The 16526-nt window shown below is 65.9% G+C and carries 19 protein-coding genes and 2 pseudogenes; 4 read left to right on the forward strand and 17 right to left on the reverse strand.

Features of this window, described 5'->3' with window-relative positions:
• Position 1: 1 nt before the first annotated feature.
• From CSW59_RS01550 to CSW59_RS01585, 8 genes are all read right to left on the reverse strand, one after another.
• Positions 2-817: an RluA family pseudouridine synthase gene (locus CSW59_RS01550; protein WP_099442385.1), complete on the reverse strand. Its 816-nt coding sequence runs from the start codon at positions 815-817 to the stop codon at positions 2-4.
• Positions 814-2115, reverse strand: a complete 1302-nt coding sequence (locus CSW59_RS01555) for a replication-associated recombination protein A (RefSeq protein ID WP_099442386.1) — start codon at positions 2113-2115, stop codon at positions 814-816. The genes CSW59_RS01550 and CSW59_RS01555 overlap by 4 nt, the downstream gene beginning before the upstream one ends.
• Positions 2116-2153: 38 nt before the next feature.
• Entirely contained in the window at positions 2154-3572 is a 1419-nt protein-coding gene (locus tag CSW59_RS01560; RefSeq protein WP_099442387.1) for a Do family serine endopeptidase, read from the reverse strand.
• A gap of 93 nt (positions 3573-3665) precedes the next feature.
• Positions 3666-4916, reverse strand: coding sequence for a TCR/Tet family MFS transporter (locus CSW59_RS01565; RefSeq protein WP_099442388.1), 1251 nt, complete (start codon positions 4914-4916; stop codon positions 3666-3668).
• Positions 4913-5407, reverse strand: coding sequence for an SRPBCC domain-containing protein (locus CSW59_RS01570; protein WP_099442389.1), 495 nt, complete (start codon positions 5405-5407; stop codon positions 4913-4915). The genes CSW59_RS01565 and CSW59_RS01570 overlap by 4 nt, the downstream gene beginning before the upstream one ends.
• Complete coding sequence (locus CSW59_RS01575; protein ID WP_099442390.1) at positions 5404-5733, reverse strand: helix-turn-helix transcriptional regulator; 330 nt, start codon at positions 5731-5733, stop codon at positions 5404-5406. Before CSW59_RS01575 ends, CSW59_RS01570 begins: the two co-directional genes overlap by 4 nt.
• 40 nt (positions 5734-5773) lie before the next feature.
• Entirely contained in the window at positions 5774-6229 is a 456-nt protein-coding gene (locus CSW59_RS01580; RefSeq protein ID WP_099442391.1) for a VOC family protein, read from the reverse strand.
• A 92-nt stretch (positions 6230-6321) separates the two neighbouring features.
• Entirely contained in the window at positions 6322-7548 is a 1227-nt protein-coding gene (locus CSW59_RS01585) for an ectonucleotide pyrophosphatase/phosphodiesterase (RefSeq protein WP_099442392.1), read from the reverse strand.
• A 174-nt stretch (positions 7549-7722) separates the two neighbouring features.
• On the opposite strand from CSW59_RS01585, the gene CSW59_RS01590 reads away from it, so the two are divergent.
• From CSW59_RS01590 to CSW59_RS21710, 4 genes and pseudogenes are all read left to right on the forward strand, one after another.
• Positions 7723-8640: an ABC transporter ATP-binding protein gene (locus tag CSW59_RS01590; RefSeq protein ID WP_099442393.1), complete on the forward strand. Its 918-nt coding sequence runs from the start codon at positions 7723-7725 to the stop codon at positions 8638-8640.
• Entirely contained in the window at positions 8640-9467 is an 828-nt protein-coding gene (locus CSW59_RS01595) for an ABC transporter permease (protein WP_099442394.1), read from the forward strand. Before CSW59_RS01590 ends, CSW59_RS01595 begins: the two co-directional genes overlap by 1 nt.
• A 91-nt stretch (positions 9468-9558) precedes the next feature.
• A pseudogene (locus tag CSW59_RS21090) lies at positions 9559-9674 on the forward strand (hypothetical protein); the annotation flags it as partial.
• Positions 9675-9746: 72 nt separating this feature from the next.
• A pseudogene (locus CSW59_RS21710) lies at positions 9747-9874 on the forward strand (hypothetical protein); the annotation flags it as partial.
• A 114-nt stretch (positions 9875-9988) separates the two neighbouring features.
• Here the strand turns inward: CSW59_RS21710 and rplQ are convergent.
• The 9 genes from rplQ to rpsE form a co-directional block, all read right to left on the reverse strand.
• Positions 9989-10402 carry a 50S ribosomal protein L17 gene (gene rplQ, locus CSW59_RS01600; protein WP_066684384.1) on the reverse strand — a complete coding sequence of 138 codons (414 nt, stop codon included), beginning with the start codon at positions 10400-10402 and terminating at the stop codon, positions 9989-9991.
• Positions 10403-10602: 200 nt separating this feature from the next.
• Positions 10603-11619: a DNA-directed RNA polymerase subunit alpha gene (locus tag CSW59_RS01605; RefSeq protein WP_099442395.1), complete on the reverse strand. Its 1017-nt coding sequence runs from the start codon at positions 11617-11619 to the stop codon at positions 10603-10605.
• A gap of 76 nt (positions 11620-11695) precedes the next feature.
• Entirely contained in the window at positions 11696-12085 is a 390-nt protein-coding gene (gene rpsK / locus CSW59_RS01610) for a 30S ribosomal protein S11 (protein ID WP_004616890.1), read from the reverse strand.
• Between the two features lie 13 nt (positions 12086-12098).
• Positions 12099-12467 carry a 30S ribosomal protein S13 gene (rpsM, locus tag CSW59_RS01615; protein ID WP_047413133.1) on the reverse strand — a complete coding sequence of 123 codons (369 nt, stop codon included), beginning with the start codon at positions 12465-12467 and terminating at the stop codon, positions 12099-12101.
• 288 nt (positions 12468-12755) lie between these two features.
• On the reverse strand, positions 12756-13325 hold the full coding sequence (locus CSW59_RS01620) for an adenylate kinase (RefSeq protein WP_099442396.1): 570 nt from the start codon (positions 13323-13325) through the stop codon (positions 12756-12758).
• Positions 13326-13459: 134 nt separating this feature from the next.
• Positions 13460-14815, reverse strand: a complete 1356-nt coding sequence (gene secY, locus CSW59_RS01625) for a preprotein translocase subunit SecY (protein WP_099442397.1) — start codon at positions 14813-14815, stop codon at positions 13460-13462.
• Positions 14816-15081: 266 nt separating this feature from the next.
• Positions 15082-15567: a 50S ribosomal protein L15 gene (rplO, locus tag CSW59_RS01630; protein WP_062094838.1), complete on the reverse strand. Its 486-nt coding sequence runs from the start codon at positions 15565-15567 to the stop codon at positions 15082-15084.
• A 163-nt stretch (positions 15568-15730) separates the two neighbouring features.
• Complete coding sequence (rpmD, locus tag CSW59_RS01635) at positions 15731-15916, reverse strand: 50S ribosomal protein L30 (protein ID WP_058348448.1); 186 nt, start codon at positions 15914-15916, stop codon at positions 15731-15733.
• 3 nt (positions 15917-15919) lie between these two features.
• Positions 15920-16525 carry a 30S ribosomal protein S5 gene (gene rpsE, locus CSW59_RS01640; protein WP_010919144.1) on the reverse strand — a complete coding sequence of 202 codons (606 nt, stop codon included), beginning with the start codon at positions 16523-16525 and terminating at the stop codon, positions 15920-15922.
• Position 16526: the final 1 nt, after the last annotated feature.

Consider the following 16526-nt stretch of genomic DNA (forward strand, 5'->3'; position numbering starts at 1 on the left):
TTCAGACCTGTTCAACGGCGTCCGACGCCGGCTGTTCCGGAATCGGCAAATCCAGGGCCTTGAGCATCGCGACAAAATCGGACGGAAGCGGGGCCATGATCTTGCGTTCGCCGCCCAGCGGATGCGGGAAGGTCAGCCTGGCCGCGTGCAGCATCAGGCGCGGCACGGCGACGCCGCCCAGCATCAGCGCCCCGCCGTAGCGGCTGTCGCCCGCCAGAGGGCGGCCGATCGAGGCCATGTGGACGCGAAGCTGGTGCATGCGGCCGGTGTCCGGCGACAGCTCGACCAAGGCGGCCGTAGCGTTGGCCGCCAGGGTGCGATAGCGGCTGCGGGCGGTCTCGGCCTCCGGATGGTCGGGGGCGCAAACGCGCATATAGGCCTCGCGACCGATGGACTCGCGACGCAGCGGGCTGTCGATCATGCCGCCCTTGGGCTCGGGCGCGCCCGGCGCGACGATGGCGAGGTATGACTTTCGGAACCGCTTGGCCATCATGGCCTCGCCCAGGAAGGCCGCGCCCGGCTTGGTCTTGGCCGTCAGGATCACGCCAGAGGTGTCGCGGTCCAGCCGGTGGATCAGACGAGGCCGGGCCTTTCCCGGCTTGGCGAACGCCCACAAGAGGTCGTCCAGCGTATGGGCCTTGATCCGCCCGCCCTGGCTGGACAGGCCCGCCGGCTTATCGAGCGCGATGATCGCCTCGTCCTCGTACAGCACCCAAGATTGGGCCGCCGCGACCTCTTCCGGCGTCAGGGTGATCGGACACTCGACGGCCTTGGGCTTGGCGACGCCGGGCGGACGGCGGAATTTCGGAGTGCTCATTTGCCGTCCTTACGCACCTTGCCCCAGGCTTCCAAGCGCTCACGCACCTTGGCCTCGGCGCCGACGGGCTTGGGCTCATAAAAGCGCCGACGCTCCATGCCGTCCGGGAAGTAGTTCTGGCCCGAGACGCCGCCCTCGACGTCATGGTCGTAGGCGTAGCCGTCGCCATAGCCCAGCGACTTCATCAGCTTGGTCGGGGCGTTGAGAATGTGCGACGGCGGCATCAGGCTGCCGGTCTCCTTGGCGGCGCGGCGGGCGGCCTTGTAGGCGACATAGACCGCGTTCGACTTGGGCGCGCTGGCCATGTGAACGACGGCCTGGGCCAGGGCCAGCTCGCCTTCCGGGCTCCCCAGGAAATCGTAGGCGTCCTTGGCCGCCGTGGTCAGCAGCAAGCTGAGCGGATCGGCCGCGCCAATGTCCTCGGAGGCCATCCGCACCAGGCGGCGGGCGATGAACAGCGGATCCTCCCCGCCCTCCAGCATCCGCGCCAGCCAGTACAGCGCCGCGTCCGGATCACTGCCGCGCACCGACTTGTGCAGAGCCGAGATGAGATTGTAGTGCTCCTCGCGGTCCTTGTCGTAGGCCGGGCGGCGCTTTTGCAGGAACTGGCCCAGCTGGGTCGGGTTCAGCGGGCTGTCGGTCCCGATCGAGAACAGCGTCTCGGCCAGGGTCAGCAGATAGCGGCCGTCGCCGTCGGCCATGGCCACCAAGCTCGACCTCGCCTCTGTGTCGATCGGCAATGGGCGGCTCTCAGCGGCCTCGGCGCGCTGGAGAAGCTGCTCCAGCGACTCCTCGGTCAGACGCTTGAGCACGAAGACCTGGCAGCGCGACAGCAAGGCGCCGTTCAGCTCGAACGACGGGTTCTCGGTCGTGGCGCCGACCAGGGTGACGATCCCCTCCTCCACGAACGGCAAAAAGCCGTCCTGCTGGGCGCGATTGAAGCGGTGGATCTCGTCGACGAACAGCAGGGTGCTCTGCCCCGCCATCCGGCGCGCGCGCGCCTGCTCGAAGGCCTTCTTCAGGTCGGCGACACCCGAGAACACCGCCGAGATCTGCTGGAACTCATAGCCGCCGGCCTTGGCCAGCAGGCGGGCGATGGTGGTCTTGCCCGTGCCGGGCGGCCCCCACAGGATCATCGAGGCCAGGCGATGGGCCGCCGCCATCCGGCCGATGGGGCCTTCCGGCCCCAGCAGGTGCTGCTGGCCCACCACCTCGTCGAGGCTCTGGGGCCGAAGGCGATCGGCCAAGGGAGACGGCGCATGGGGCGTCAGGCCGGCGGCCTGGAAGAGATCGGACATGAGTCCGTTCTAGCAGGCCGGCGGCCTCGAACCCAAATCTAGAACCGCGCCTGGATCAGCTGGCCACCGCGTTCGATGGTGATGTTCCAGCCGCCCGCGCGCCCGGCGATGGCCGAGGCGAGGTCGGCGACGGTGTTGATCTGGCGGCCGTTGATGCTGCGGACAAAGTCGCCCGGGCGCATCCAGTTGCCAGCGTAGCCGGGGCCAATCTTGCTGACCAGCGCGCCGCGCCCGGCGAACGGGTCGACGCCCAGGTCCTGGGCCACCGCCGGCGACAAGTTCAGCACCGTCGCGCCATTGAACGGGTTGTTGCCCGACAGCGTGCGCTCGTCGCGAGGGGGCGTCTCGGGCGCGGCGTCGGCGCGCACGGTGATCGTCTGCTCGCGGTCGTTGCGCAGGATCTGCATCGGCACGCGGTCGCCGACCTTGTGGGTTCCGATGGCGAAGGCGCCGCCGCCCTCGTCGTTCACCGCCTGGCCGTCGATCGCCAGGATGACGTCGCCTTCCTTCAGGCCCGCGCGCTCAGCCGATGAGCCGGGGTAGATCTGGGCCACCAGCACGCCGCGCGGAGCGGTCATGCCCAGGCTCTTGGCGATCTCGCCATTGACCGGTTGGCCCTTCACGCCCAGCCAGGGCCGGACAATGCTGTGGCCACCGCCCAGGGCGGCGTTGACCACCTGGCGCACGACCCGGGCGGGAATGGCGAAGCCCACGCCCGAGGAAGAGCCCGAGCGCGAGATGATGAAGGTGTTGATGCCGACAAGATCGCCGTCCAGATCGACCAGCGGACCGCCAGAATTGCCCGGATTGATAGCGGCGTCGGTCTGGATGTAGCTGCCGAAGTCGGCCGCGCCGACGTCCGTGCGAGCCAGGGCCGAGACAATGCCGTTGGTCACGGTCTGGCCGACGCCGAACGGATTGCCCATGGCCAGCACCAAGTCGCCGACTTCCAGTTGCTCCTGGTCGTCGATGGCCATGACCGGCAGCTTCTCGCCCTTGGTGTCGATCTTGAGCACCGCGAGGTCGGCGCTCGGATCGTCCAGCAGCACGACTGCCGGGAACTCGCGGCGGTCGGCCAACTGCACGGTGATGTCGCTCATCCCGTTGATGTTGTGGTGGTTGGTGATGATGACCCCGTCGGCGCGGACGATCGCGCCAGAGCCCAGCGACCCCTGCACTTGCGAGCCGCCTTGGCCGCCGCCCATGAAGAAGTCCCAGAACGGATCGACCCGCCGCTGCACCACCCGGCGGCTAGCGACATTGACGACGGCCGGGGCGGCCTTCTTCACAACCGGCGAGAAGGACTGCTTCATCGACGCCACGTCGGCGGGAACGCGCCGCGTCGGCTGGGGCATGTCGGGGATCGACTGGGCGTTCGACTGGCCGTTCGGGTTCGAGCAGGCGGTCAGCAGAACAACGACCGGCAGCAGGGCGCGAAGGTTGCGCATGGTCTTCAAGGACGACTCCTAACAGTTCCTCGCGAACTCACCGGAGCTTTCGGGCGAGTCTAAGGCGGCGAAAGGTCAAGGTTTCGGCGTGAGCTTAAGAGCCTAAACGGCCTTGGGTTCCAATATAGGCGCGGGTCGGGCCTTGGCCCAGGCCAGCAGGGTCGCCGCCAGCATCAAAGCCGCCGCGATCAAGATCGGCAGGCCCGGCAGGTGCAACGTCGCGTCATGACGCACGGCGAAGGCGAACGGCAGCAGGAACAGCGATGGTCCGATGATCGACGAGACCCCCATCAGGGCCGAGTTCGCGCCTTGCAGCTGCCCTTGCTCGTTCGGGGCCACGCGGCGGGTCATCAGGCCTTGCAGCCCGGGCATGATCAGCCCCGACAGCGCGAACAGCGGCAACCCACACAGATAGAGCATGCCCGTCGGCGCCAGAGCGTAGACCATGAAGCCGACGAAACCCGCGAACAGGCCGATCAGCAGCGCGCCGCGCTCACCCACGGCCTTGACCACCCGCCCGACGACCAGGGCCTGGACGATGATGCTGGCGACGCCGCTGGCCATCATGGTCAGGCCGATCACCTGCGGGCTCCAGCCATAGCGGAAGCCCATATAGAGCACGAAGACGCTGGGCAGCACGTTGTGCGCCAGCTGGAACAGGAACCCAACTCCGGCCAGACCCAGCAGGCCCGGGCGGCTGTTCAGCAGGCGCAGCGAACCCACCGGATTGGCCTTCTTCCAGTCGAAGCGCGTCTGGCGGCGCTCACGCGGCAGGGATTCCGGCAGGACGAAGAAACCGTACAGCCAGTTGGTCAGCGCCAGGGCCGCGCAGACCAGGAACGGCGCGCGATGATCAAACGTCCACAGCCAGCCGCCCAGCGCCGGCCCCACGGTGAAGCCGATGCCGAACGCCGCGCCCATCAGGCCAAAACCCTTGGCGCGGTTCTCCGGCGTGGTGACGTCGGCGACGTAGGCGCTGGCGGTCGAAAAGCTGGCCGCCGTCATGCCGTTGAAGATCCGCCCGACGAACAGCCACCACAGGCTGGGCGCGAAGGCCATAAACAGGAAATCGACGCCAAGGCCGAAGATCGAGGTCAGGATGACCGGGCGCCGGCCGAACCGATCGGACAACAGGCCCAGGATCGGCGAACAGAGAAACTGCATCACGCCCCAGGTGGTGGCGAACAGCACGTTCCAGTCGGCCGCCGCGGCCGTGTCGCCGCCACCGAACGCCTTCACCAGATTTGGCAGCACCGGGATCATCACGCCCAGAGACACGACGTCCAGGATCGCGGTGACGAAGATGAAGCCCAAGGCGGCCTGACGCCGTCCGCCCTTGATGGTGGTGTTCATGACAGCCCTTCTTCGCCCGCCCCTAGGTGGACGCTACTGGCGCGCGCCGCAAGCCCGGCCAGAAGATTGCGCCACCACTCCCCGTGGCGGGCCAGAAAGACGGTGTTTGGAGAGCGGTGCCGCGCCACGTGCGGCGCGGGCACGCTGTCCCAGCCGCGATGCTCGACGGTCACTCGCGTCTCCTGACCCATGGCCTCGAAGCGGACCTCGACCTCCGTGTTCATGTCCGGGGTAAAGGTCGCCTGGCGCCAGCCGAACACCAGCCGCGCGCCGCGTTCCCAGACGCTGACGACGCCCACCTCGAACACCTTGCCGCTGGGCAGTCGCTCAACGAGTCGTCCATCCTCGAAGGCCATGACACCTGGCGAGCGCGGCGTAAACGAGAACAGCGCGTTAGGCCGCCACCAAAGGGCGATGTCGTCGACGAAGGCGTCGAACACCACCTCGGGCGGCGCGGCGATCCGCAAGGCCACGACGATCCGCGAACTCACGAGCGCTTGGCCTCCACATGCGCCTTTAGCGCGGAAAGCTGGTCGACCCAGTGATCCTCGGCGGCGTCCAGCCAGGCCTTAAGCTCGGCCATCGGCCCCGGCCGCAGACGATACACCCGCACCCGCGCGTCGAACTCCGGATGGCTCTCTTCGACCAGGCCCGACTGGCGCAGAGCGCGAAGGTGGCGGCTCATGGCGGGCGCGGTCAGACCCAGGCTCTCGGCCAGCTCGCCGGCCCGGCGCGGCCTCTCGCGCAGCAGATCGACCGCGCGTCGACGATACGGGTCGGCCAGAGCCGCCAGGGTGCGGTCCAGGGCCTCGCTCACGCCGAGACCTTGGGCGCGGAAATGCGAACGTCCGGCGAGATCACGTCTTGGCGACCGTGATCTTGAGGCCGCTACGCTTTTCCATTTCCTCGACGGAGACCGTCTCCACATCCGCCGAAACGGTCCAGAGATGACCTTCCAGGTCGCGGCAGCGATAGGTGCGCGCGCCGTAGAACTGGGTCGTCGGCGGCTCGACGATCTCAGCCCCGGCGGCGGCGGCCGTCTGGCAATGGGCGTCGACGTCGCCCTCGATATAGACGTGGATCGTCTGGGTGGTCTTGCCGCCCATCGAAGCGGGGCTAGCGTGGGCAGGGCTCCACTCGCCGCCGATCATCACTCGGGAGGCGCCATGGCTCATCTCCGCGTGGGCCACGCTGACGTCCTCACCCTCGATCAGGAAGACCAGTTCGAAACCAAAGGCTGCTTCCAGCCAGGCCAGTGCGGCTTTCGGATCGCGATAGGTGACAGCCGAAATCAGGCCAGCGGGATTGGACATGCGCCATTCCTTTTCCAAATTTGAAATATTTAACGCATATCGCAACTAATAGATCAAGGCGCGTGTTTGCTCGTCCGCGACGCCGCGCAACGTCAGCGCAGCGCCCGCCCCACCACCTTCAGCGAGCCATCCCCCTTCGCGGGCTCAATGCCCGTGATCCTCGCCAGCAGCGGATAGACGTCGACATTGTCGAAGACGGGCAGCGTCACGCCGCGCTTGAACGACGGCCCATGCGCGACGAAGACCGCCTGCATTGTCGGGTCGTAAGGATCAAAGCCGTGCGCACCGCCATCTTTGTCGTCCCACTTTCCCGGCTTGGCCTTGGCCGCGAGGGTCGTGGCGTACCAGCCGGTCTCCGATAGGCAGACGATGGCGGGCACCCGCGTGTTGCGGCCATAGTGGAAACGGGCCGGGATCTTGCTCTTCTTCCAGCAGGTCATGTGCGGGAGCGGCTTGGACAGGAACGCCCGCTCGACCGTCTTTCGTTCGCCCGGCTTGGGCGTGAACGAGGTCACCGCCCCCGTGGTGACCAGCTCAATCTTCGAGACGTCGACAAGGTCGTCCAGCACCACGCGGTTGGCGGCGGGCAGCGGCGCCATGCCGTGGTCGGCGACAATCACGATGTCGGTGCTCTCGAAGCGCCCCCGCGCCTTCAGCCCCTCGACCAGTCGGCCCAAGGCGGCGTCGACCGAGGCGGCGGCGGCGCGGACTTCCGGCGACTCCGGGCCATAGTGATGACCTTCGGTGTCCACGATATCGAAATAGAGGGTCGAGAAGGCGATCGGCGGGCCATCGGCGCTATCCAGCCACGCCAGCATCTGGTCGACGCGCGCCTCGCCGGACATGGCCGCGTCGAACTTCACCCAGCGGGAGGGACGCACGCCGTCGATTTCGACTTCCGAGCCAGGCCAGAACATCGCTGCGGCGCGCTTGCCCTGCTGTTCGACCGAGACCCAGAGCGGCTTGGCCTGGCTCCACCAACCAGGCTCAAGACTGCGCATGGTGAACTTTTCGGCCGAGACGCTTGGGTCCAGCATGGTGTTGGCCACGATGCCGTTACGATCGGGGCGCTGGCCCGTGATCAGCGCGTAGTGGTTGGGAAAGGTCACCGACGGAAACGAGGGCCGCATCGCCGCCCGCGCCCCGTCCTCGGCGAGGGCTTTCATTACCGGGGTATCGCCGCGATCCAGATAATCCGCCCGGAAGCCGTCGATCGAAACCAGGAGGGTCAGATGCGGGGCCTTCTCCCGCGCCTGAACCGGCCCCGCCAGCACCAAGCCCGCGACGAAGAGCAGCGACAACAGGCGACGAAGGATCATAGAGAGAGCTCGACTGGAAACGGCCGTTTCCAGCCTGTTCGGACATGGGTGTTGCAGCCGTATGACGATCGACGTTCCGCGCAAGCGTGACCGCGACTTAACTTGGCGATCTCCCGCCGGCTGGCCATAGTCGCCCCGTCTAGCCGACTCGTTCGGCGTCCAGGACCGCGCCGCATGTCGATCGCCCTTGAGGCCGACCGCCTCACCAAGACCTATGGGGCGGTGCGCGCCCTCGACGAGTTCTCCATCGCCATTCCCGCCGGCGGCGTGTTCGGGGTCCTTGGCCCCAACGGCGCGGGCAAGAGCACGCTGTTCCGCATCGCGCTGGGCCTCGTGCGCCCCACCAGCGGCTCGGCCAGGCTGTTCGGCGCCGCCCCCGGCGATATCACCGCCCTGCGCAAGGTCGGGGCGATGATCGAAACCCCGCGCTATCCGCCCTATCTGACCGCCCGCGACACCCTGACGATGCTAGCGCTGGAAAGCGGCGCCAAGACCGCCGACGTCGGCGGCTGGCTGGAGCGGGTCAGCCTGACCCACGCCGCCGACCGCGCCACCAGCGGCTTCTCCGTCGGCATGAAGCAGCGCCTGGGCCTGGCCGCCGCCTTCCTGACCAAGCCCGAGCTCGTCATCCTGGACGAGCCGACCAGCGGCATGGACCCGGCCGGCATCCAGGAGATCCGCGCCCTGATCGTGGATCTGGCCAAGCGCGAGGGCGTCACCGTCATCCTGGCCAGCCACCAGCTGGACGAGGTCAAGCGCGTCTGTGATCGCGTCGCCATCCTCTCGCGCGGCAAGGTCGTGGCCGAGGGCGGCGTGGCCGAACTGACCGCCGGCGAAGCTCGCCTGCGCCTGACCCTGGCCTCTCCCCTCGCCTCGGCGCTGGCGGTGCTGGGCGATCGCGGCGAGGCCGACGGCGCCGACGCCGTTCTGGCCGATATCCCGCGCGCCGAGGCCCCTGCCGTCATCCGCGCCCTTGTCGAGGCGGGCGCCGAGATCGTCGAGGCCCGCTGGCGCGAGGTCGACCTTGAGGGCGTCTATCTGAAAACGCTGGGGCAGACGCCCACGGCCACGACCGTGGAAGGAGCCGCCTGATGCTGGTCGACGCCATCGCCGCCGAACGCTTCCGCCTGCTGCGCGACCGTTCGACCATGTTCTGGGGCTTTTGCTTCGCCCCGCTGGTCGGCTTCCTGCTCAGCGTGAGCGGCGACCTCTTCCTGCGTTTCGTGATCAAGAAGCCGATGCCGGGCCTGGCCGTCGGCCTGGTCGACCAGGTGATCAAGGCCCTGTCGAACGGCGCCTCGACCTTTGGCGCGCTGTTCCTAATGATCGGCGCCGCAGCGGTGCTAGCCGGCGACTATCGCTGGGAGACCTGGCGACTGCTGACCCCGCGCAACACGCGGCAGAACCTCTTGCTAGCCAAGCTGGTCGTGGTCGGTGAGGCGGTGTTCTGGAGCCTGCTGCTGTCGGCCGTACTGTCGGCCCTCGCCGCGCTGGTCGGCTCGGCCATCAACGGCAAGACGGTGGCGCTCTCGCTGCTGGACCGCAACCCGTTCGACATCGTCGGCGTGCTGACCATCACCTGGCTGGAGGCCATGGTCCTGGCCGCCCTGGCCGCCTGCGTGGGGGTGCTGTCGCGCTCGACCATGGGGGTGGTGATCGCCTGCCTGGGCGTGCGCTTCGTCCAGACGATCCTGGCTGGCGCGCTGCGGGCGATGGAACAGGGTCCACCGAGCTGGAAGCTGCTCTCCATGCCGGTGTTTGACGCCGACCTCCTGCGCGCGGCGCTGCTGGCGCCCGATCAGCTGGGTGACGCCGGCAGTTCGGCGGGCGTGGCGCTGGTGGTTCTGCTGGTGTGGACCGCAGCGCTGACCGCGGCGGCGGTGTGGCTGTTCCGGCGGCAGGATCTGACGAAGGAGTAGGAAGGGCTCTTTCCTTGCTGGGCGAAACGACTCGACCTGAAGCGGACTTGCAAAGGGTCAGTTGTGGGTGGGTAGCGGAAGTTGGCTCAGAAGCGCCCCCTCCGTCTCGCTGCGTATCCGCAGCGATCCACCTCCCCCGCAAGCGGGGCAGGAGGGTGTGGCCTCCTCCTCACCCGTGAAACGGGGGAGGTGGCGCGGCACCGATAGGCGACGTGACGGAGGGGGCGCTCCAACGTCCAACTAGGGTCGATCCCAGTCTAACGCCCATCTCCAAAAACCCGACCTTCCCGGCGAATGCCGGGATCCAGATCGAACCCACTGACGCTAGATCGTTTAGCCCAGAGCGATGTCGCGTCCCCCCAGCCGCTCCGGATGAATCTGGGCCCCGGCATTCGCCGGGGAGGTCGGTTTATTTGGAAGGGCGCGACGGGTCGTTAGCCGACCTAGCTTCATTCAGCACCCCAAACGAAAAAGGCCCCGGATCGCTCCGGGGCCTTCTTGTTCAGCCTAAGCTGAAAATCTTAGTCTTCGGCTTCGTTCGTGTAGACCGGACCCGAGTCCTTGCCCTTTTCCGAGACGTCGCGGTCGACGAACTCGATGACGGCCAGCGGGGCGTTGTCGCCGTAGCGGAAGCCGGCCTTCAGGACGCGGATGTAGCCGCCCTGACGGTCCTTGTAACGCGGGCCGAGGACCGCGAAGAGCTTGCCGACTTGTTCGACGTCGCGAACCGAGCTGATGGCCTGACGACGGGCGTGCAGGTCGCCGCGCTTGGCCAGGGTGACCAGCTTTTCGACGATCGGACGCAGTTCCTTGGCCTTGGGCAGGGTGGTGACGATCTGCTCGTGCTTGATCAAGCTGGCCGACATGTTGGCGAACATGGCGGTGCGGTGAGCCGAGGTGCGGCCGAGTTTACGGTGAGCCTTACCGTGACGCATTTTGTATCTCCTGGGCGATCAGCCCGAACGGCGCAAAACCAGTGAGCGCCTGATTGTCACCAATCCTGGTCTTTCCCGACCGGGTCAGAGCGAAGCGCCGGGGCCCTCCACCGCAATGCGGCTTCAAAAGGCCCAAGCCGCCTTCCCTTTCCGAAGAGAGGAGAAGCGGCTCGGATTAAGCGCGAATGGCTTTGAGGTTCTTAGATTTGGTCTTCGAACTTCTTGGCCAGGTCTTCGATGTTCTCCGGCGGCCAGTTCGGCACGTCCATGCCGAGGTGCAGACCCATGCCGGCGAGCACTTCCTTGATCTCGTTCAGCGACTTGCGGCCGAAGTTCGGGGTGCGGAGCATCTCGGCTTCGGTCTTCTGGATCAGGTCGCCGATGTAGACGATGTTGTCGTTCTTCAGGCAGTTGGCCGAACGGACCGACAGTTCCAGCTCGTCGACCTTCTTCAGCAGGGCCGGGTTGAACGGCAGTTCCGGCTTGGATTCGTCGGCCGACTTGGCCTTCGGTTCCTCGAAGGTGATGAAGATCTGCAGTTGGTCCTGCAGGATCCGGGCGGCGTAGGCCACGGCGTCCACCGGAGTGACGGCGCCGTTGGTTTCCACTTCCAGAACCAGCTTGTCGTAGTCCAGCGACTGGCCTTGACGGGTCGGCTCGACGCGATAGGCGACGCGCTTGACCGGCGAGTACAGGGCGTCGACGGCGATCAGGCCGATGGGCGCGTCTTCCGGACGGTTACGGTCGGCCGGGACATAGCCCTTGCCGTTGTTGACCGTGAACTCCATCCGCACCGAGGCGCCGTCGTCCAGCGTGCAGAGCACGTGGTCGGGGTTCAGGATCTCGATGTCGGCCGGGGTTTCGATCTGGCCGGCGGTGACCGGTCCGGGGCCCGTGGCGCGCAGGGTCATGCGCTTGGGGCCTTCGGCGTGCATGCGCACGGCCAGTTGCTTGATATTCAGAACGATGTCGACGACGTCTTCACGGACGCCTTCGAGCGAGGAGAATTCGTGCACCACGCCATCAATCTGGATGGCGGTGACGGCTGCGCCTTGCAGCGACGAGAGAAGAACGCGACGCAGGGCGTTGCCGAGCGTCACACCGAAACCGCGCTCCAGCGGTTCAGCGACGATGCGAGCCTTGCGGCTGGCGTCGGCCCCGGTTTCGATCTGCGGCTTCTCAGGACGGATCAGCTCGTTCCAGTTTCTTTCGATCACGTGGTCGGTCCCTTGAACGCGGCTCGCCGGCCGCGTTTTGCGCAGCCGGCGAAGGAAGATTGTGGTCTAAAAAGTACTAGACGCGACGACGCTTAGGCGGACGGCAGCCGTTGTGCGGGATCGGCGTGACGTCGCGGATGGTCGTGATGGTCATGCCCGCGGCTTGGAGAGCGCGCAGGGCCGATTCACGGCCGGAACCCGGGCCCGAAACGTTGACTTCCAGAGTCTTCACGCCGTGCTCCGCAGCCTTCTTGCCCGCGTCTTCGGCGGCCATCTGAGCGGCGTACGGGGTCGACTTGCGCGAGCCCTTGAACCCCATCATGCCAGCCGAGGACCACGAGATCGTGTTGCCCTGAGCATCGGTGATGGTGATCATGGTGTTGTTGAACGAGGCGTTCACGTGCGCCACGCCCGAGGTGATGTTCTTGCGTTCGCGCTTTTTAACGCGACCCGGTTCCTTGGCCATCGGTCAGGCTACCTTATTTCTTCTTGCCGGCGATCGGCTTGGCCGGACCCTTGCGGGTACGAGCGTTCGTGTGGGTGCGCTGACCGCGGACCGGCAGGCCCTTGCGGTGACGCAGGCCGCGATAGCAGGCCAGGTCCATCAGGCGCTTGATGTTCATCGAGTTCTCACGACGCAGGTCGCCCTCGACGGTGTAGTCGCGGTCGATCGTTTCGCGGATCGCCAGGACCTCGGCGTCGGTCAATTGATTGACGCGACGCGCATCCTCGATGCCCACCTTCGTGATGATCTCACGCGCAGACCGTTGGCCGATGCCGTGAATGTACTGAAGCGCGATCAACACGCGCTTGTTCGTCGGGATGTTGACGCCTGCGATACGGGCCACGTCTAATGTTCTCCTAGTCACGCACTAAAGACGCGAACGGCGCGCCCGGCTCGATCCAGAAGACCAAGACCGGCGCGCACGGATCGCGCCCTTTCGCGGAAGCGCCCCGTTATAGGGATCGTTTCGCTTCCGTCAACAACTGAATCCACCGGACGTCCAGTGAATTCGGGCTTTCTTAGAGCGCGTTAGGTTTAAGTGTGAGCGGTTAAACCGCCCGAACGCGCTCTAAATGTATCAGTTAGAGCCTGTTCATCTGATTTAGATGGATTCATCTAAATCAGACAGGCTCTAAGCCTCTCCCGAGAGAGCGGCGTCGATGGAGGAGGCCACGGCTTCGACCGAACCCATCCCGTCCAGTTCCTTCAGCTTCCCCTGCCCTTGGTAGTACGGCAGAAGCGGCGCGGTCTGGGCGTTGTAGGCGGCCAGGCGAGTCACGAAGACTTCCGGATTGTCGTCAGGCCGTCCCTGTTCTTCGAACCGTTTCTTGATCCGTTCGATCAGGGCTGGCTCGTCTACCTTGAGTCGGAGAACCACGTCGATCTTCTGACCGCGGCTGGCCAGGATTTTATCCAGAGCCTCGGCCTGGGCGACCGTACGCGGGAAACCGTCGAAGATCGCGCCGCCGGCCGCCTCGGCCTCGGGCAGACGCTCTTCGATCAGCGCGATGACGATCTCGTCGGTGACCAGCTCGCCGCGATCCAGCACGCCCTTGACGCGCTGGCCCAGCTCAGAGCCCGAGGCGATGGCGGCCCGCAGCATGTCGCCGGTCGAGAGCTGGACCATGCCGCGCTCGCTGACCAGGCGCTTGGCCTGGGTGCCCTTCCCCGCCGCTGGCGGACCGAACAGGATCAAGTTCATGAAAGCCCCTTCGCGCGTCACCGAGTCTGCGCCCGGCTATCTCCCGGAGCAGACCTAGAGCCCCGGCAATAAAAACGGAAGCCGGTTTTGTGACAAACCGGCTTCCGACGCTTGTATTTAAAGTGAAGCCGTATCTAGCGGCCGCGGCCGCCGCGCAGCTTCGACTTCTTGATGAGGCCCTCGTACTGGTGGGCCAGAAGGTGCGACTGGATCTGCGCCACGGTGTCCATGGTCACCGTCACGACGATCAGGATCGAAGTGCCGCCCAGGGCGAACTGGTTCGACTGGATCGCCATCATCGCCAGCTCAGGCGCCACGCAGACCGCCGTGATATAGGCCGCGCCGATCACCGTCAGGCGGGTCAGCACATAGTCCAGGTACTCGGCGGTGCGCTTGCCCGGCCGGATGCCCGGCAGGAAGCCGCCGTACTTGCGCAGGTTCTCGGCCGTCTCGTCGGGATTGAACACCACAGACGTGTAGAAGAACGAGAAGAAGATAATCAGCAGAGCGTAGAAGATCAGGAACGCCGGGTGACCGTGCTGCAACGCAGCCACCACGCTCGGCAGCCACGAGGCCCATTCCGGCAGGTTGGTGGTCTGCACGAACTGCATGGCCGTGGTCGGCAGCAGCAACAGGCTGGAGGCGAAGATCGGCGGGATGACGCCCGCAGTGTTGATCTTCAGCGGCATGAACGAGCTTTCGCCGCCGATCATGCGGTTGCCCTGCTGGCGCTTGGGATAGTGGACCAGCAGGCGGCGCTGCGAACGCTCCATGAAGACGATGGCCAGGATGGCGGCCACGCAGCCGACCACGATCAGGAACAGCGGCGTATAGTTGCCCGAGGTCTGACCCTGGACCAGCATCTGGCCCAGCACGATCGGCAGACGGGCGACGATACCGGCAAAGATGATCAGGCTGACGCCGTTGCCGACGCCCCGGCTGGTGATCTGCTCGCCCAGCCACATCAGGAACATGGTGCCGCCGGTCAGGGCCACGATGGTCGAAATGACAAAGAAGACCTGTCCAATGCCCTCGACGACCACGCCCGGCTGGGCCGCCAGGCCCATGGCGATCGACGCCGATTGGACGACGGCCAGGATCACGGCCAGATAGCGGGTGTACTGGTTGAGGGTCTTACGGCCCGCCTCCCCGCCTTCCTTCTTCAGCTTCTCCCACGGCGGATAGACCGTGCCCATCAGCTGCACGATGATCGAGGCGCTGATGTAGGGCATCACGTTCAGCGAGAAGATCGCCATCCGCTCGACGGCGCCGCCCGAGAACATGTTGAACATGCCCAGGATGCCTTCGGAGTTGTTATTGAACAACTGAGCGAAGGCGTTGACGTCGATGCCGGGGATCGGAACGTAAGAGCCCAGGCGATAGACGATCAGGGCGATGATCGTGAACCAGATACGCTTGTGAAGTTCGCTCGCCTTCTGGAACGACGCGAAATTCATGTTGGCTGCGAGTTGTTCGGCGGCCGAGGCCATACAGATCCCCACGACTCAGGAGCGCGATAACCGAAAGCAGATACCGCTTCGGCGGCGACCGCGCTCTGAAATTAGGTTTCCCGGACCAGGCTGATCCGAGGAGAGCGCCACAAATAGGTGAGGCCCGCCGTGATGTCACGGCGAGCCTCAAAAACAACTGTCATCCCGGAGAGCGCGAAGCGATCATCCGGGACCGCCGGAAGCGCTGGCGCCTGTCGTGGTCCCGGGTCTTCGCTGCGCTTCGCCCGGGATGACAGTTTTATCGGTTAGGCTTCGGCTTGCGCCTTGGCCTTCTTGGTCACGGTGACCGAACCGCCGGCGGCCTCGACGGCCTTGATGGCGGCTTCGGTGGCCGAATAGACGGTCAGCTTCAGGGCGGTCTTGATCTCGCCCTTGCCCAGCAGCTTCACGCCGTCCAGTTCACGACGGATGACGCCAGCGGCGACCAGCTCAGCAGCGCCCAGCTCAGCGCCCTTCTTGATCTTGCCAGCGGCGACGGCCTGCTCCAGGCGCCACAGGTTCACTTCAGCGAACTCCAGGCGGAAGGGGTTGTTGAAGCCGCGCTTCGGCATACGCATGTGCAGCGGCATTTGACCGCCTTCGAAGCCGTTGATGGCGACGCCCGAGCGCGCCTTCTGGCCCTTCACACCGCGACCGGCGGTCTTGCCCTTGCCCGAACCTGGGCCACGGCCAACGCGCATGCGGCCCTTGGTCGAGCCTTCGCGGGGAGCCAGTTCGTTCAGCTTGGTCATATGTGCCTCTCCTTGGAGATCTGCGCCCAGCCAGCGGCTGGACTCGGCTTTTGAAAACAGAGCGCGCTTAAAACCCTAAATCGACCGAAAAATCAAATAGGGATTTCAAACGAAAACCACCCCGGCTTTCACCGGGGTGGCGTATTTCGCGTCTTGTAGCGGACTACTCGACGATTTCCAGCAGGTGCGCGACCTTGCGGATCATGCCGCGGACCGACGGGGTGTCTTCCAGCGTGGACACGCGGCCCAGCTTGTTCAGACCCAGACCGGCGAGCGTGGCGCGCTGGTCCTTTTCACGACGGATCGGGCTGCCGGTTTGGCGCACCGTGACTTGCTTAGCTTCAGCCATGACTTAGCCCTCGATGGCTTCCGGCGCCGAAGCGCCGTCGGCGCGACGGCCGAGGATGTCGCCAACCTTCTTGCCGCGCTTGGCGGCGATCTGGCGGGGCGACGACTGCACCTTCAGGGCTTCGAACGTAGCGCGCACCATGTTGTACGGGTTCGAGGAACCCGTCGACTTGGCCACGACGTCCTGGACGCCCAGGGTTTCGAGAACCGCGCGCATCGGACCGCCGGCGATGACGCCGGTGCCGGGAGGCGCCGCGCGCATCATCACCTTGCCAGCGCCCCAACGGCCAGCGCCGTCGTGGTGCAGGGTGCGGGATTCGCGCAGCGGAACGCGGATCATCGTCTTCTTGGCTTCTTCGGTCGCCTTGCGGATGGCTTCCGGCACTTCACGCGCCTTACCATGACCGAAGCCGACGCGGCCCTTTTGGTCACCAACGACCATCAGAGCAGCGAAGCTGAAGCGACGACCACCCTTCACGGTGGCGGCGACGCGGTTGATGTGGACGAGCTTTTCGACGATGTCGCTGTCGACCCGCTCTTCGGGGGCGTTGCGGTCGCGACGGTCCCGGCGTTGACCGCCTTCACCGCGCTGTTGTTCACCACGAGCCATT

This window comes from Caulobacter sp. BP25 (assembly GCF_002737755.1).
GTDB lineage: Bacteria > Pseudomonadota > Alphaproteobacteria > Caulobacterales > Caulobacteraceae > Caulobacter.

Coding starts and splice junctions, on each gene's coding strand:
- rpsK (WP_004616890.1), bottom strand. CDS start 12,085: ATGGCCAAGGAACCGGGTCGCGTTAAAAAGCGCGAACGCAAGAACATC.
- CSW59_RS01585 (WP_099442392.1), bottom strand. CDS start 7,548: ATGATCCTTCGTCGCCTGTTGTCGCTGCTCTTCGTCGCGGGCTTGGTG.
- CSW59_RS01620 (WP_099442396.1), bottom strand. CDS start 13,325: ATGAACTTGATCCTGTTCGGTCCGCCAGCGGCGGGGAAGGGCACCCAG.
- CSW59_RS01590 (WP_099442393.1), top strand. CDS start 7,723: ATGTCGATCGCCCTTGAGGCCGACCGCCTCACCAAGACCTATGGGGCG.
- CSW59_RS01555 (WP_099442386.1), bottom strand. CDS start 2,115: ATGTCCGATCTCTTCCAGGCCGCCGGCCTGACGCCCCATGCGCCGTCT.
- rpsE (WP_010919144.1), bottom strand. CDS start 16,525: ATGGCTCGTGGTGAACAACAGCGCGGTGAAGGCGGTCAACGCCGGGAC.
- CSW59_RS01595 (WP_099442394.1), top strand. CDS start 8,640: ATGCTGGTCGACGCCATCGCCGCCGAACGCTTCCGCCTGCTGCGCGAC.
- CSW59_RS01550 (WP_099442385.1), bottom strand. CDS start 817: ATGAGCACTCCGAAATTCCGCCGTCCGCCCGGCGTCGCCAAGCCCAAG.
- rplQ (WP_066684384.1), bottom strand. CDS start 10,402: ATGCGTCACGGTAAGGCTCACCGTAAACTCGGCCGCACCTCGGCTCAC.
- rplO (WP_062094838.1), bottom strand. CDS start 15,567: ATGACCAAGCTGAACGAACTGGCTCCCCGCGAAGGCTCGACCAAGGGC.
- secY (WP_099442397.1), bottom strand. CDS start 14,815: ATGGCCTCGGCCGCCGAACAACTCGCAGCCAACATGAATTTCGCGTCG.
- rpmD (WP_058348448.1), bottom strand. CDS start 15,916: ATGGCTGAAGCTAAGCAAGTCACGGTGCGCCAAACCGGCAGCCCGATC.
- CSW59_RS01565 (WP_099442388.1), bottom strand. CDS start 4,916: ATGAACACCACCATCAAGGGCGGACGGCGTCAGGCCGCCTTGGGCTTC.
- CSW59_RS01580 (WP_099442391.1), bottom strand. CDS start 6,229: ATGTCCAATCCCGCTGGCCTGATTTCGGCTGTCACCTATCGCGATCCG.